Source organism: Chitinophaga agri (genome assembly GCF_010093065.1).
Taxonomy (GTDB): domain Bacteria; phylum Bacteroidota; class Bacteroidia; order Chitinophagales; family Chitinophagaceae; genus Chitinophaga; species Chitinophaga agri.
Genome location: NZ_CP048113.1, coordinates 2,668,221 through 2,682,066, shown reverse-complemented (window position 1 = coordinate 2,682,066; position 13,846 = coordinate 2,668,221). Strand labels below are relative to the sequence as shown.

The 13,846-nt window shown below is 47.2% G+C and carries 11 protein-coding genes; 5 read left to right on the top strand and 6 right to left on the bottom strand.

All coding sequences use genetic code 11. The features are described from left to right. Positions 1-87: 87 nt before the first annotated feature. Both GWR21_RS10410 and GWR21_RS10405 read right to left on the bottom strand, forming a co-directional pair. Entirely contained in the window at positions 88-834 is a 747-nt protein-coding gene (locus GWR21_RS10410) for a class I SAM-dependent methyltransferase (protein ID WP_162331681.1), read from the bottom strand. A 265-nt stretch (positions 835-1,099) separates the two neighbouring features. Continuing rightward, on the bottom strand, positions 1,100-1,885 hold the full coding sequence (locus GWR21_RS10405; RefSeq protein WP_162331680.1) for a M15 family metallopeptidase: 786 nt from the start codon (positions 1,883-1,885) through the stop codon (positions 1,100-1,102). A gap of 226 nt (positions 1,886-2,111) precedes the next feature. Here GWR21_RS10405 and GWR21_RS10400 point away from each other — a divergent pair, with 226 nt between their 5' ends. After that, positions 2,112-3,461, top strand: a complete 1,350-nt coding sequence (locus GWR21_RS10400) for a vanadium-dependent haloperoxidase (RefSeq protein ID WP_162331679.1) — start codon at positions 2,112-2,114, stop codon at positions 3,459-3,461. Positions 3,462-3,671: 210 nt separating this feature from the next. Beyond that, entirely contained in the window at positions 3,672-5,276 is a 1,605-nt protein-coding gene (locus GWR21_RS10395) for a glycoside hydrolase family 71/99-like protein (protein ID WP_162331678.1), read from the top strand. A gap of 59 nt (positions 5,277-5,335) precedes the next feature. On the opposite strand, the gene GWR21_RS10390 is transcribed toward GWR21_RS10395, so the two are convergent. Then, positions 5,336-7,744, bottom strand: a complete 2,409-nt coding sequence (locus tag GWR21_RS10390; RefSeq protein WP_162331677.1) for an ABC transporter permease — start codon at positions 7,742-7,744, stop codon at positions 5,336-5,338. A gap of 265 nt (positions 7,745-8,009) precedes the next feature. On the opposite strand from GWR21_RS10390, the gene GWR21_RS10385 reads away from it, so the two are divergent. From GWR21_RS10385 to GWR21_RS10375, 3 genes are all read left to right on the top strand, one after another. Further along, positions 8,010-9,128 (top strand): Gfo/Idh/MocA family protein, encoded by a 1,119-nt coding sequence (locus GWR21_RS10385; RefSeq protein WP_162331676.1) that lies wholly within the window; start codon positions 8,010-8,012, stop codon positions 9,126-9,128. Between the two features lie 110 nt (positions 9,129-9,238). Further along, positions 9,239-10,015, top strand: a complete 777-nt coding sequence (locus GWR21_RS10380) for an MBL fold metallo-hydrolase (protein ID WP_162331675.1) — start codon at positions 9,239-9,241, stop codon at positions 10,013-10,015. 154 nt (positions 10,016-10,169) lie between these two features. Next, positions 10,170-10,952 carry an alpha/beta hydrolase gene (locus tag GWR21_RS10375; protein WP_162331674.1) on the top strand — a complete coding sequence of 261 codons (783 nt, stop codon included), beginning with the start codon at positions 10,170-10,172 and terminating at the stop codon, positions 10,950-10,952. A gap of 145 nt (positions 10,953-11,097) precedes the next feature. Here the strand turns inward: GWR21_RS10375 and GWR21_RS10370 are convergent, their stop codons facing one another. From GWR21_RS10370 to GWR21_RS10360, 3 genes are read right to left on the bottom strand one after another with little or no spacing between them, the layout of a single operon-like run. After that, positions 11,098-11,970: a helix-turn-helix domain-containing protein gene (locus GWR21_RS10370; protein WP_162331673.1), complete on the bottom strand. Its 873-nt coding sequence runs from the start codon at positions 11,968-11,970 to the stop codon at positions 11,098-11,100. Positions 11,971-11,980: 10 nt separating this feature from the next. Further along, entirely contained in the window at positions 11,981-12,751 is a 771-nt protein-coding gene (locus GWR21_RS10365; RefSeq protein WP_162331672.1) for a LytR/AlgR family response regulator transcription factor, read from the bottom strand. Next, complete coding sequence (locus GWR21_RS10360; protein WP_162331671.1) at positions 12,732-13,754, bottom strand: sensor histidine kinase; 1,023 nt, start codon at positions 13,752-13,754, stop codon at positions 12,732-12,734. Before GWR21_RS10360 ends, GWR21_RS10365 begins: the two co-directional genes overlap by 20 nt. Positions 13,755-13,846 lie beyond the last annotated feature (92 nt).

The window sequence follows — 13,846 nt, the reverse complement described above, 5'->3', positions numbered from 1 at the left end:
CAAACTTACATAAAAACCATGACAATGCACGCTAAAAGGCCATACTGTTCTGCTTTTTTGTTCAATTAAAAGAGCATGTTACACCCCTTAATTCTTCTCCCATACTGTTACAAAACTTCCAGTGAGTTGATATGGAAGTACTTCCGCAATGGCACCATCCCATTTTTGCAACAATTTTATTTTTTTGGTGAAGAAAGAAAAAGGAAAAACATCGTCAATAAAGTTTGTTTTACCAAAACGTACGATCCTAAAGTGTGTTTTCCTGGCCAGTCCTTCCAGTGATGTTTTACTGAAGAACTGCACATGTGTGAGATCATCTGCATCTGATTGAACAGTAGTACCTTTGTACCCCATTGCGCCTTTTACTTTCAGGATACACCTCCATACCCAGTTATCTTTCTTTTGCAGGGCAATAACGGGTTTGGTAACGAGCACCTCCCTGGGACCCATACCGTTAGGTACGGTGACGATCAGTACACCATTGTCTGTCAGTGACTGGTACAATACGTCCAGTAGTTTTTCTGGCTGATTAAGATGCTCCAGTACTTCACTGCATATCACTGCGTGATAGCGTTGTCCATCAGCCACAAGGGCTTCTGCGCTGATAACGTCAAAACGGACATTGGTATTATCAGTGAGTGCTCGGGCTTTTTCAATGGCTTTCTGACTTACGTCAATACCATATACATTGAAGCCTTCATTACCCAGACCACGTGCAATGATGCCGTTGCCACAGCCCACGTCCAGTACAGTTGCGCCTTCAGGTAAATGTTGTTTCAGTGTGCGAATAATAAACTCTAAACGCTTGATGTCGGCAAGTCTGTTGTATTCCATATGCATAGCGCTTAATGATTAAATGTGTATCTGTTAATGAATATTCATCTGTTGGAGTGTTGCGGTATGTACGGGGGCGTCAATTAGTTGTCATGTGTAAGTTCGTTACGCTTAGGGATATCGCCACATCATTTACGGACATCTTTACCCTCATTTGCGGACAAAAATTGAGCGGTAATACAGGTATCTGGTTTTTCAACCGATGGCAATAAAAAAGAGACTGTTATGCAGCGATAACAGTCTCTTACAAGTGCACGAAGTCCGGCTATTTTATCTGTGCGATTTCAAAGTGCATGCCGTCTTTCCGGGTGAAATGTCCTCCCCAGTAAAAGCCGTTCCCGTTGGCGATCTGTACCAGTTCCCTGACAGATCCTTTTTGTCCTACCAGGGGTGGCATCGCACCTAATGGATTCCAGGCAACATTAATATCGAATGCAGACCCAAAAGAATGATTGCTGAGTGTTTTTCTGCTACCTCTTATGAAGCGCGGTACGAATGAACCGCCCCATGTAAGTATCAAAGGTAAGAGTCCCGCATTTTCCCAGTCCTGCCATAGCCGCACCAGCTGGTCGCCTGCTTTCCTGTGAAACTGTACCCTGTCCGAGCCCTTGATATTGGTCAGTTGCGGAATAGATAACATGACGATATTCCTGCTGATCCAGTCATCCGTGATCCTGATATTTTCAGCGTTACCAGGGAGCGGGTGAGATTCATACGAAAACCGGCCAAATACAGCGGCCCTTTCGTCATTTGATACCAATGGCTTAAAGGCAGGTGGTTTGGGGAAATCCGGGCCGGATTTGTCGTCTCTGTCGTCCACAATGCCGTCGAAGCCTAACTGCATAGCGACACCATATGTTTTGTTGCCAACAACACCATCCGGCTGCAGGTCGTGTTTGCGCTGGAACGCCATTGTTGCCAGTTGTACTTCCTGGGAAAATATCCCGTCGGCTTCTCCTTCATAGAGGTGCTGCCCGATCAGGAAGAACTGCCAGTTCGTTACCATAGGACCACTACTGTTGATCCTGATGAGTTTGAGTGATTCCATCATGTTGGAATGGGGGCTTTGGTGATATAATGGGGTTGTGGTAATGTGCGTGCTTACATATGTATGTTGGATGTACTTACTGAGGTTGAAAACAATACTCCTAAGATACAATTTTTTCACCGCTTTGTTTATCAGCAGCCGGTGATTTTGTTCACATTATCTGTGATACACTGCCGTCTCATTTCCCTCATACACCTGTAAATTCCAGGCGCTTAAAACCCCCGTTAATATGACCATTCATTCTGTACGTTCGTGGTACATCTATCTCTTTTTCATCCTCGTTGTTGCCGCTTGTAGCAAAGAGGAGCAGGCACCCGTTCCTGAAAACATTATTGCCGTTACTGAACAGTCGGGCAATACCCCTTCCGCTGCCGCTGTACCTGTATCCTGGTATCAGCTGCAGTTTAAACTGATCAGGGAGACCCCTGGTTTTACACCGCCGGTCGCAGCCAGAGCGCTGGCATATACCGGTATCGCCCTGCATGAAGCCGTGGTATGGAGCGACCGCTATGGTCATTCGCTTAGCGGACAACTAAACGCCCTGAACTACGTACCCCGTCCTGAAAGAGGGAAACAGTATAACTGGGAGATCGCCGCAAATAGTGCGCTGTCTGACATCATCACCAGGTTATACCCTACTGCCAGTCCTGCAAATGTAGCCCTCATCAACGCACTGGACAGTACGAACAGACTGGCTGCTGCCAGCGGCTGTGACGCCAGTGTCATGAACCGTTCTGTTGATTTCGGGAAATCAGTGGCTGCCGCCATTTATGCCTGGTCAACGACTGATGGTGGTAAGGACGGGTACCTGAATGGGTTCCCAACCGACTACGTACCTCCGGTAGGACCCGCATTCTGGGTGCCCACCCCGCCCGCATTCCAGCGTGCCCTCTTACCTTACTGGGGCAATAACAGACTACTGGTGAAGCCCCGCTATCCGGAGACGGCTGGCATCGCCCACCCCGCTTTTTCTACCGATACTGCTGCTGCCTTTTACAAGGAAGCCTATCATGTGTATCAGAAAGTGAATACCCTGACGCCTGAAGAGAATACCATTGCGCTTTACTGGGCAGATGGTGGTGGTACCTTTACGCCTCCGGGACATTTACTCGCTATCACTGCACAACTGATCACTGAACAGGGACTTAGTCTGACAAAAGCTGCCACCCTGTTCGCACAGGCAGGCATCAGCGTGAACGACGCTGGTATCGTATGCTGGAAGTATAAATACAAATACAACCTGTTGCGCCCTATTACCTATATCCGGCAATACATAGACGCTGCCTGGGGCCCGCTGATCGTCACACCGCCATTTCCATCCTATACTTCCGGACATGCCAGTTTCAGTGGTGCCGCCGGTACTGTGCTGGCAGGCTTCTTTGGCAATCATTTCTCTTTCACCGATAACCAGAAAGTACCGGAAGGCTTCGCCCCACGCGCTTTCAGTAATTTTCAGCAGATGGTGGATGAAGCAGCGGTTTCAAGGATCTATGGCGGCATCCATTATGAATTTGATAGTGAGATCGGTGCCCGGACAGGCGAGGAGGTAGGAAGGAGAGTGATGGGACTGAGGTATTGAGTGTAATTCAGTACGTCTATATTCTCATCATAGCGCCTCTCCTGTAACAGTCTGACTGTTAGTTCATTGGTTATTATTTATCCGTTTTTCTTCTATATTTTACATATACTTTTATGTCACCTGAGGGATGGTAGTTATTTTCACCGCGGAAAAGCCATATCAATCCAATTCTCAAAAGGACCATTTATTTACTCATCAAATTTCCCTCAAATGAGAACGCTATTATGGGCACTGTGTGCCTTGTTTATGTTCGCCTGTAACAAATCGTTACCCGAACAGGAAATTCCATCGTTACGAGCCGATACGAAAGCTGTAGTACCTGTCTCCAAATCCACCAGTAAGAAGATCTTTATCCATTGGATGCCCTGGTTTGAAACACCGGCTTCCAGGGGCGCCTGGGGTTACCACTGGAAGATGAACACCCAGAACCCGGATATCATCGTCAATGGAAAGAGACAGATCGCTGCTTACTTCTATCCTAAGACCGGCCCTTATGCTTCCGCCGATCCTGATATCATCGAATATCAGCTGTTACTGATGAAATACGCCGGTGCAGATGGTGTGTTCATTGACTGGCCGGGTACCAGACAGCGATACGATTATACGGACAACCTGGCCAACTCCAATGCGCTGATCAGTAAGCTGAATGCTGTTGGCCTGCAATTCTCCATCGTGCATGAGGACAGGAACTGGGACCCTGGTATGGCCGCAAATGCCAACGCGGACTTCGTGTATATGCAGAACAACTATTTCAATCAGGGGAACTACCTGCGTAATGCTAACAACGAACCGGTCGTCCTGAACTTTGGTCCTATCACCTTCCATCAGCCGGCAGAGTGGAACACGATCCTGAATGGTATTAATCCCCGTCCTAAGATCGTTCCGCTGTTCGGGTTCACTAATGAAGTAGGTAGTAATAACGCCGGAGGCGAGTTTCCCTGGATCTACCAGGAGCATCCGGGTGTAGTAGACCGTTATTATACCCAGGCTGCGAGCTTCCCGTTGTCTATAGGCGTTGTTTATCCAGGCTTCAGGTCATTCTATCAGGCTGGTGGTGCTGACGGTCCTACCTGGCAGATCCCGCACAATGGAACGGCGACCTTTTCCACCATGCTGGACAAGGCACTGGCGTCCAGTGTACAGATCATTCAGTTTGCTACCTGGAACGATTATGGCGAAGGCACCATCATTGAACCGACAGATGAATTTGGCTTTTCATTCCTGACCGTCATGCAACAAAAGCTGGGTGTGCCCTTCGGTTTGCATGAACTCGAAGTCATCTACCGGCTGTACCAGTACAGGAAACAATATGCGGGCAACGGTAGCGTGCAGCAACAGTTAAATCAGGTGTTCTCCTTCCTGGCGGATCTGCAGGTCGCCAATGCAGAAAGCCTCTTAAACAGTATCGGTGGTGGCACTGACCCGGGTAATCCTCCGGCCAATGGTGTACTGATCAGGAACAGGTGGTTAAACACTTACCTGTATGAACAGAACGGGCAGGTACGTTATAGCACCGGCAACACCGGTAATCAGTATCGCTGGATACAGGAGACGGTCAATGGACATATCCGTTTTAAGAACGCCGCTACGGGCAATTACCTGAACATAGAGCACCTGTACAGCTATGTGGAGAGTAGTAATGTGCCTGATACGTTTTACAGCAGTTACTGGGCTTTGGAAAGCTATAATGGGTATACCCGCCTGAGAAGCGAGTGGCAGAACACTTACCTGAACCTGGAGAATCAGAGTGGACTGGCGCAGTGTACCAATGTACCTGCAAACTTTGAAAGCAGTCAGTGGACGTTACAGCCCTAATATCGTATATATGGAGGAAAGGCCGTGCCACCGCATCGTGGCCGGCCTTTCCTGTTATGTTATTCAGAACGTAAACTCTTGATAGGATTGACCAGTGCAGCCCTGATGGCTTTTATGCTGATCGTGGCCAGTGTTACGATGACCATGAGCAATATAGACAGTACAAATACCACCCAGCTGATATTGATCCTGTAGGCGAAGTTCTCCAGCCATTTATTCATCAGCAGCCATGCCAGTGGCACGGCTATCACCGTTGCCAGTGCGATCAGTTTGATAAAGTCGGCCGAAAGCATCGCCACAATACTGGATACAGACGCCCCCATTACTTTCCGGATGCCTATCTCCTTGGTACGCTGCTCCGCTGCATAGGTGATCAGTCCAAACACACCCAGGGAGGCGATCACAATGGCCAGTATAGCAAAAGAGATGAAGATCTTTCCGGTACGCTCTTCTGACTGGTATAACCTGTTAAAATCATCATCCATGAATGAATAGGTGAACGGTTGCCCCTGCATCATGGGTCTCGCGTGGTACAACTGTTCTATTTTACTGATAGTTTGCTGAAGGTCCGTGGTATTGACGCGGAAAGCCATCCTTGCAGTGAATTCACCCAATGTGAAGATAGCAGGTGGGATCTTATTCCGTAAAGAACCGGCATTGAAATCTTTGACAATACCTATTACCGGCATTTTCTGGTCACCTCTATACAGGTACTTGCCGGTGAAATCAGTATACCCCAGCAGCCGTGCCGCTGTTTCATTGATGATCACCGCATTGGTATCTGTTGGCATATCCGGTGAAAAATTCCTTCCGCTTGCCATCTTTATGCCCAGCGTAGCAAAATAATCGGTGTCAATGTACCACTCGTTAATCCCCATCACCTGTCCTTCACTTCTGGCGGCATCCTTTGAGTATACATTCGTATTCGTATTCGCTTCGGTAGGCAACGTGTTTGTCATCGTACCTGCCGTGACGCCCGGAAGCTTCAGTACGTCATCGCGAAATCCTTTGGCGTGTATCCACAAAGACTGTGTGTTGCCCAATACCAGCACCTGCTGACGATCATAGCCCAGTTGCTTGTTCCGGATGTAGCTAAGTTGATGATAGATGACCAGTGTACCCACAATGAGCAATATGGCGGTGACAAACTGGAAGGTGACCAGACTGTTCCGCAACCAGCTGCTTTTAAAGCCGGAAGATAATTTTCCTTTAAGAACTTTCACCGGTTCGAATGAAGAGAGGAAGAACGCCGGATAACTGCCTGCCAGCAATCCTACTACCACTACGATCAGTAATAACAGCGGCAGCAGCCAGGTTAATGAAGTCACGGTGATACGCAGGGATTTTCCTGACAGGTCGTTCATATAGGGGAGTAATAATGCGGCGATGACAATAGCGATCAGCATAGCACAGCAGCTGGTAATAACAGATTCTGCCAGGAACTGTATGATCAGGCTGCTCCGCTGAGAACCCATTACCTTACGCAGTCCTACTTCTTTCGCCCTGCCGGCTGACCGGGCAGTGGACAGGTTCATGAAGTTCACGCAGGCGATCATCAGGATGATAATAGCCGTAATGATGAAAATATAGATATACTGTATATTCCCGGATGGTTCCTGCTCACTGACCAGGTCTGAATAAAGATGTATCTTTCTGACAGGAATGGTGGTATATCCGAAATGACCACCTTTCTTTTCCAGGTCAGCAAGACCACTCCCCGTGAGCTTTCGCAGCTGGTCCTCCATATACTTTTTGGTGGCTATCCTGAGGTAACCATTCAGTTGTTCCTGTGTGGCGCCGGGGCGTAAACGTACGTAGGTGGTAAAGTTATCCGCCATCCATTGTGGCTCTCTGCTGTACTCCTGCTCCGCCATCGCTTTTAAAAAGTGAAAGTGGATATGTGCCTGGGAAGGAACATCTTTGATCACTCCCGTGATCGTATAGTCGTAGATATTATCTGTATGTATAGATTTACCGACAATGTCAATGCTGTTGAAGTATTTCATCGCCATACTCTCTGAGAGGACAATTGACTTAGGTGCACGCAGGGCGGTTACGGGGTTACCTGCTATCATCTGCAGACTGAACATATCAAACACGGTTGAGTCGGCAAAACAGATGCCATCCTCGATCAGGGTCTGATCGCCCTTTTGTACCAGTATATGGTCATGTTGGAGCAGCCTTACATACTTTTCCACCTGGGGAAAATCCTGTTGCAGTACGCCCCCCAGTAACGCAGGGGAATACCGTTCCCTGAAAACACTTCCGTTCACCAGGAAGTCCGCATTGATACGGTAGGTCCTGTCGGCTTTTTCGATATAGGCATCATATTTTAGTTCATCTGTCACGAACAACGCGATCAACAGACAGGTGGCCAGTCCGATAGCCAGTCCCATAACGGTAATGGCAGAGAAAGCCTTGTTCCTCCAGAGGTTACGTGTAGCGATCTTATAGTAATACTTGAACATGTGTTTTCATTTAGGGAATAATCCTGGCTAATATACACTGCAGGGACCCCAACAGAATGCCAATTTATGAAGATATTGATAATGAGTTTATTGAGTTCGTCCGGGGCCGCCTGACTGTCCGCTTTTGATATAGTCAGTGTCCGTTTTCAGCCGGGGCGGTCAGGTATAGAAATTGCGGGAGAAGATTTACATGAACGGGTTGCAGAAGCCTGATTTTCTGAATATCTTACTTAGACACATCTTTCATAAAACCCAAACCCTTGTTATGAAGAACACAAGAAGACACTTTTTGCACAAAATTACTGCTTCCGCCCTCGCATTAACCGTGATCCCCCGTCTGGGTATGGCAGGACTGCCTGATATGACAGAAGCCCCGTATGATGGACCGGTATTGCGGGTGGCCATTATGGGTTTGGGTGGATATGGCACCCGGGTAGCCGAGGCGATGAAAGATTGTAAAAAGGCGAAGCTGGTAGGCGTGATCAGTGGTACGCCTTCCAAGGTCAAAGCCTGGCAGGAGAAATATGGTATTCCGGAGAAGAACTGCTACAACTACGATAACTTTGACAACATCAAAAACAATCCGGATATCGATGCCGTGTATGTCATTACACCCAATGCCCTCCATCATAGCCAGGCGATCAGGGTGGCCAAAGCTGGTAAACATGTGATCTGTGAGAAGCCGATGGCCCTGAATGCAAAAGAAGGACAGGAAATGGTGGATGCGTGTAAGAAAGCGAACGTCAAATTACTGGTAGGCTACCGTATGCACTTTGAACCACATACGCTGGAAGTGATCCGGATGCGCCAGGCAGGAGAGTTCGGGAAGATCCTCTTCTTCCAGGGACTATGTGGTTTCAAGGCTGGTGATCCCGGTCAGTGGCGCCTGAACAAGGAACTCGCAGGCGGCGGCTCCCTGATGGATATCGGTATCTATGCACTCAATGGCGCACGCTATATGATAGGTGAGGAGCCGGTATGGGTAACTGCCCAGGAAACCAAAACAGATCCACAGAAGTTTAAACCCGGTGTGGATGAAACGATCCAGTTCCAGCTGGGATTTCCCAGCGGGGCAGTGGCTTCCTGCCTATCTACCTATAGTATGAACAACCTGGATAAATTCTTTCTGAATGGTGATAAGGGATTTGCAGAAATGCAGCCTTCTACCGGTTACGGGCCTATTAAAGGGCGTACCCACAAGGGAGAACTGAATCAGCCTGTCGTGGTACATCAGACCTTGCAAATGGAAGAAATGTCTGACATTATTCTGCATGGCAAGCAACCTGTGGTGCCGGTGAATGGAGAAGAAGGCGTACGTGATCTGAAGATCATGGACGCTATTTATGAAGCAGTAAAAACAGGGAAGAAAATAGCTTTGAAATAATGATGCGCATTAAAAAGCAGCCAGCATAAAGTTCTGGCTGCTTTTTAATGTAAGTTTGCTGTGTAGACACGGAGAATGAATGTAACGCTCTATATATTAAACTGTTTTTTATGACCCTCACAAAGACGATCAGACTCAGCCTGTTTGTTTCCTGCTTCGCGGCATTTATAGGAAACGCCAGTGCTCAACTCAGTACGCCAGACACTATTAAGACCGGCAAAGGTCCGCTGGTTATCCAGCCCGTTGAACATGCCAGTGTGGTATTAACGGTAGATAAAGCGGTTATCTATGTAGATCCTGCCGGTAATAAAGACCTGTTCAAAGGACTGGCCGCACCTGATTACATCCTCATTACAGATATTCATGGTGACCATTTTGATTCTACTGCCATTGGTAAACTGAAAACTGCCAATACAAAACTGATCGTACCACCGGCTGTAGCAGACAAACTGCCTGCCGCGTACAAACCATCCGTTATTGTATTAAAGAACTTTGGCGTTACTACACAGGGCGCTATCACCATCAATGCGATCCCGATGTACAACCTGCCTGAGACGGCGGAATCAAGACATCCGAAAGGCAGGGGTAACGGCTACATCATCACCGTGGGTGGTGTACGGGTGTACCTTTCCGGCGATACCCAGGGTATCCCTGAAATGCGTAACCTGCGGAACATCAATGTGGCTTTCGTTTGTATGAACCAGCCTTACACCATGGATGTGACCGAGGCGGCCAGCGCCGTACTGTCATTCAAACCAAAGATCGTGTACCCTTATCATTACAGAGGTGCAAAAGGTCTGAGCGATGTGGATGCCTTTAAAGAGAAAGTAGATGCCGGCAAGCGGAATATAGAAGTGCGCCTGCGCAACTGGTATCCGAAGCTATAACAACAGCCGGATAAGGTGAAAGCCCTGTAAGACATCAGCTGGTGTTTTACAGGGCTTTTCTCATGCAGGAAAAATATCCATCTCATATGGAAATACAGTCATTTCCCGGCAGCACGCTTTGCCGCAACTTTGTACCATACAAAACAACAACACAATGACAACAACATCCAAATGGTATTTAGGCGGTATGCTCCTGGCAGCAATGACACTTATGATGAACTTCGCAGCAGTCACCACTGCCTTCGCTCAGAAAAAAGTAACTAAAAATATAGTGATCGTACATGGTGCCTTTGCAGATGGCTCAGGATGGAAGAAAGTGCATGATATACTGGTGAAGAAAGGTTACCATGTCTCTATTGTACAAAATCCGCTGACCTCCCTGCAGGATGATGTGGATGCCACCACCCGTATCCTCGACAAGCAGGATGGTCCTGCCGTACTTGTAGGTCACTCCTGGGGCGGTACCGTCATCACACAGGCCGGCACGCATGATAAAGTAGCTTCCCTGGTATATGTAGCCGCTTTCCAGCCTGATAAAGGGGAGAATACTATCCAGTGGGCGACTTCCATGCCTCCGGCTCCTGAAAATGGTATCCTGGCCCCAGACGATAAAGGCTTTGTATACTATGACCAGGCTAAGTTCCATGACGGCTTCGCCGGTGATCTTCCCAGATCAGAGACTGACTTTATGTACGCTTCCCAGCAACCGATCGCTGGTGCCAGCTTTGGCACGCCGGTAACAGCTGCTGCCTGGAAAACAAAACCCAGCTACGCAATCGTGGCAACCGAAGATAAAAGCATCCTCCCGGAAGTAGAACGCAACATGTACAAACGCTCCGGTGCCAAAGTAACAGAAATAAAAGGCAGCCATGTAGTGTTCATCTCCAAACCTGAAGAGGTGGCGCGTGTGATCATAGCTGCGGCAGAAGGGAAGTGAAATGGAATCAGGAATTGAATATTAATTTGTAACAATGTAAATGACAGTGCGCTTTCAATCATTGAAAGCGCACTGTCATTTATATGTGGTACACTGTATATAGCGGCAAAGTATTATGGTAGCAACTCCTCGTTCCTAATGCAGATCACCCCCATGCCTTTTTAAGCGAGTTCCTATACGTCTGTGGAGAAGTCTGTATAATATTCTTAAAGTACCTGCTGAAGTGGTACTCATCTTTAAAGCCCAGGTCATACGCTATTTCCTTAACAGGCTTGTCAGTCAGGTAGAGTTCGCGTTTCGCTTCCACGATAATTCGCTCCGCGATCATATCGGTAGGTGTCTTCTGATAAAACTCCTTCACCACTCTTCCCAGGTTTTTAACAGAGGTGTTCAGCAGTGCCGCATAATCACCCGCACTGTGTTTCTCCCTGTAATACTGGTCTATGTAAGTCTTAAAGGAATGTACTAATACTGATTCTGTACTCTTTTCACTGAAGGGCTGTTGTACATCCGTCTGTGATTTTTTGATTCTCGTCACGTTGATGAGCAATATCTTCAGGTAGGAAATGATCAGGTCATGCTGTGCGAGGCCGGGCACCTGCACTTCCTGTTTGATCTGGTCCATGATCTGAAGGAACATCGGTCGTTCATGTTCCGGAATGTTCACCAGTGGGGATTGATGAATGTTATTGAACAGGATACCGTCACAGGCGACTTCCCGGTGATGTTTGATGATACAGAAGAAGTCATGATGGAAATGCATCACGATACCCTTTAAATCGTCTCCCCTGATCTGAAAGGGCTGAAAAGGAGCAAAGAACATCATTGACCCTGCTGCCAGATCATAAGCCGTAAAATCGGCCTTTAAAGTACCGTTTCCTTCCAGTATCCATATAATGGAAAAAAGGCCGATCTTCTGCACTTCGCTGAAGCCGGCGTCCATGTTGAAATCTTTCATCGTGAAACCCAGGCTGCCATCAACCGGGTTCGTAATGTCAGCAGATATTGTCGTTGTCATAAGTGATTGCTTACCTGTTCTCCAGCCAGGTCAGAAATATCTGTACCTTTTCTTTATTGATCAATAATTTGTCAGGAGTAGGAATACTCAGGTTCACCAGTAATTTCCTGGCAAAGTAGTGTTCCACTTCCTTGATCGCATGAAAGTTGACCAGGTACTGCCTGTTCACCCGGAAGAACTGATCGGGCGACAACTGCGCATGTATCTGATCTAACGACTGATTGACGCTGTATTCCTGCTGATCAAACGTCCTGATCATCGTCGCTTCATGTTTGATATAAAAATACGCGATCGTCTCCGTCGCGATATTAAGGTACTTGTTGTTTTTGAAAACGAGGAAATTTTTCTTTCCCGCAGGCGGGGCTACTTTGGCCAGCAGGTCATTCAGCTGCGGCAGGGGATGCTGTGCATGCTGCTGAAAGAAGTTCTTCAGTTCATCTACTTTTTTAAAGGCATTTTCAATATCCAGCTGTGAAAAAGGTTTCAGTACATAATCCACGCCATTGGCTTTAAATGCCTCCAGCGTATACTCGTCAAAGGCGGTACAGAAAACTACCGGACAGGATACCCTGACCGCTTTAAAGATGTTGAAGCATAAGCCGTCCGACAACTGTATATCCATGAAAATAAGATCAGGATGCGGTTGCTCAGACAGATATGTTACACTGCTTTTCACACTCTGCAATTTCGATACAATGGTTGCTTCCGGCCTGATCTTCGTGATCAGTGCCGCCAGCGATGCCGCTGCTTTTACTTCGTCTTCAATAATCAGTATGTTCATAGATGACCGGTAATTTTACCTTAAATACTTTATCTGTTGCTTCAATAATAACTTCTTTGTCCAGCAGGTGATGGTACCTTTCACTGATGTTGCTGAGGCCAACATGCATAGATACTTCCGACTCCATTTTCGGTTGCAGGTCATTCTCGGCAACGATGAAATCCTTTTCCACATACAACCTGATCTCCAGTGGCTCCTCCAGTGATACCACATTGTGTTTGACGCAGTTCTCAATGAGCAGCTGTAATGTAAATGGCGGAATCATTGAATTATTATATGCCGGAGGGATATCGGTCTTCATATGGATACCATCTTCAAACCGTGCCTTCAGCAGGAACATATAGGCAGAGATGATCTCCAGTTCCTCTGACAGGTGGATCAGGTCCAGCTTACGGCTTTCCAGTGTAAACCGGTAGAACTCCGATAATTTCAGTACGAAATCTACCGACTGTTTGTCGTTGACCTCGATCATTGTCTTCAGTGTATTCAGACTGTTAAACAGAAAGTGAGGATTGATCTGCTGTTTCAGCAATTCATATTGTGCGCCCAGGTTATCTGACTTGGTACGTTCCAGTTCTATGCTTACCCGCTGGTTCTGATAGTTCTGATACAGCAGGTGCAGGAACATATAGAACATCAGGTTGATAAAGATCCCTCTGACTTCCACCATCAGCATCACAGGACCGAAACTCAGTGTTTCCACCAGCATCTGTTGCGCAAATGCCAGCAGTAACATTACACCTATCCCCAGTATCAGGCTTTGTAACAGTCTTGTCACAGAGATGCCCCTATAGATATCTCTTTTGGAATAGGTCGGCAATGTATAAATGTTATAATACCATACAAATAAGGCAAAGACAGCGGTGATCACCGTGTTCACCAATGCTTCCCTGGCATTGAAATGGTGTTCCGCTATCTTCGGCACAGAGGCCAGCAGTCCGAGTGAAATTGAACTGAGCCAGATGATCAGCGGGGATACTCTAAATGCGCGTTTCTTACTCACTGTAATGAATTGGCTTTAAGGAAAAACGGTTGCTGTAAGGTCAAAGGTAGGTTATAAACCACACACATGCCTTTCTTCAAAGGTAGTGCCCT

Bases quoted from the DNA above. Each gene is read 5' to 3' on its own strand.
- GWR21_RS10380 (WP_162331675.1), top strand. From the start codon at position 9,239: ATGACCCTCACAAAGACGATCAGACTCAGCCTGTTTGTTTCCTGCTTC.
- GWR21_RS10370 (WP_162331673.1), bottom strand. From the start codon at position 11,970: ATGACAACGACAATATCTGCTGACATTACGAACCCGGTTGATGGCAGC.
- GWR21_RS10390 (WP_162331677.1), bottom strand. From the start codon at position 7,744: ATGTTCAAGTATTACTATAAGATCGCTACACGTAACCTCTGGAGGAAC.
- GWR21_RS10405 (WP_162331680.1), bottom strand. From the start codon at position 1,885: ATGATGGAATCACTCAAACTCATCAGGATCAACAGTAGTGGTCCTATG.
- GWR21_RS10385 (WP_162331676.1), top strand. From the start codon at position 8,010: ATGAAGAACACAAGAAGACACTTTTTGCACAAAATTACTGCTTCCGCC.
- GWR21_RS10410 (WP_162331681.1), bottom strand. From the start codon at position 834: ATGGAATACAACAGACTTGCCGACATCAAGCGTTTAGAGTTTATTATT.
- GWR21_RS10375 (WP_162331674.1), top strand. From the start codon at position 10,170: ATGACAACAACATCCAAATGGTATTTAGGCGGTATGCTCCTGGCAGCA.
- GWR21_RS10395 (WP_162331678.1), top strand. From the start codon at position 3,672: ATGAGAACGCTATTATGGGCACTGTGTGCCTTGTTTATGTTCGCCTGT.
- GWR21_RS10400 (WP_162331679.1), top strand. From the start codon at position 2,112: ATGACCATTCATTCTGTACGTTCGTGGTACATCTATCTCTTTTTCATC.
- GWR21_RS10365 (WP_162331672.1), bottom strand. From the start codon at position 12,751: ATGAACATACTGATTATTGAAGACGAAGTAAAAGCAGCGGCATCGCTG.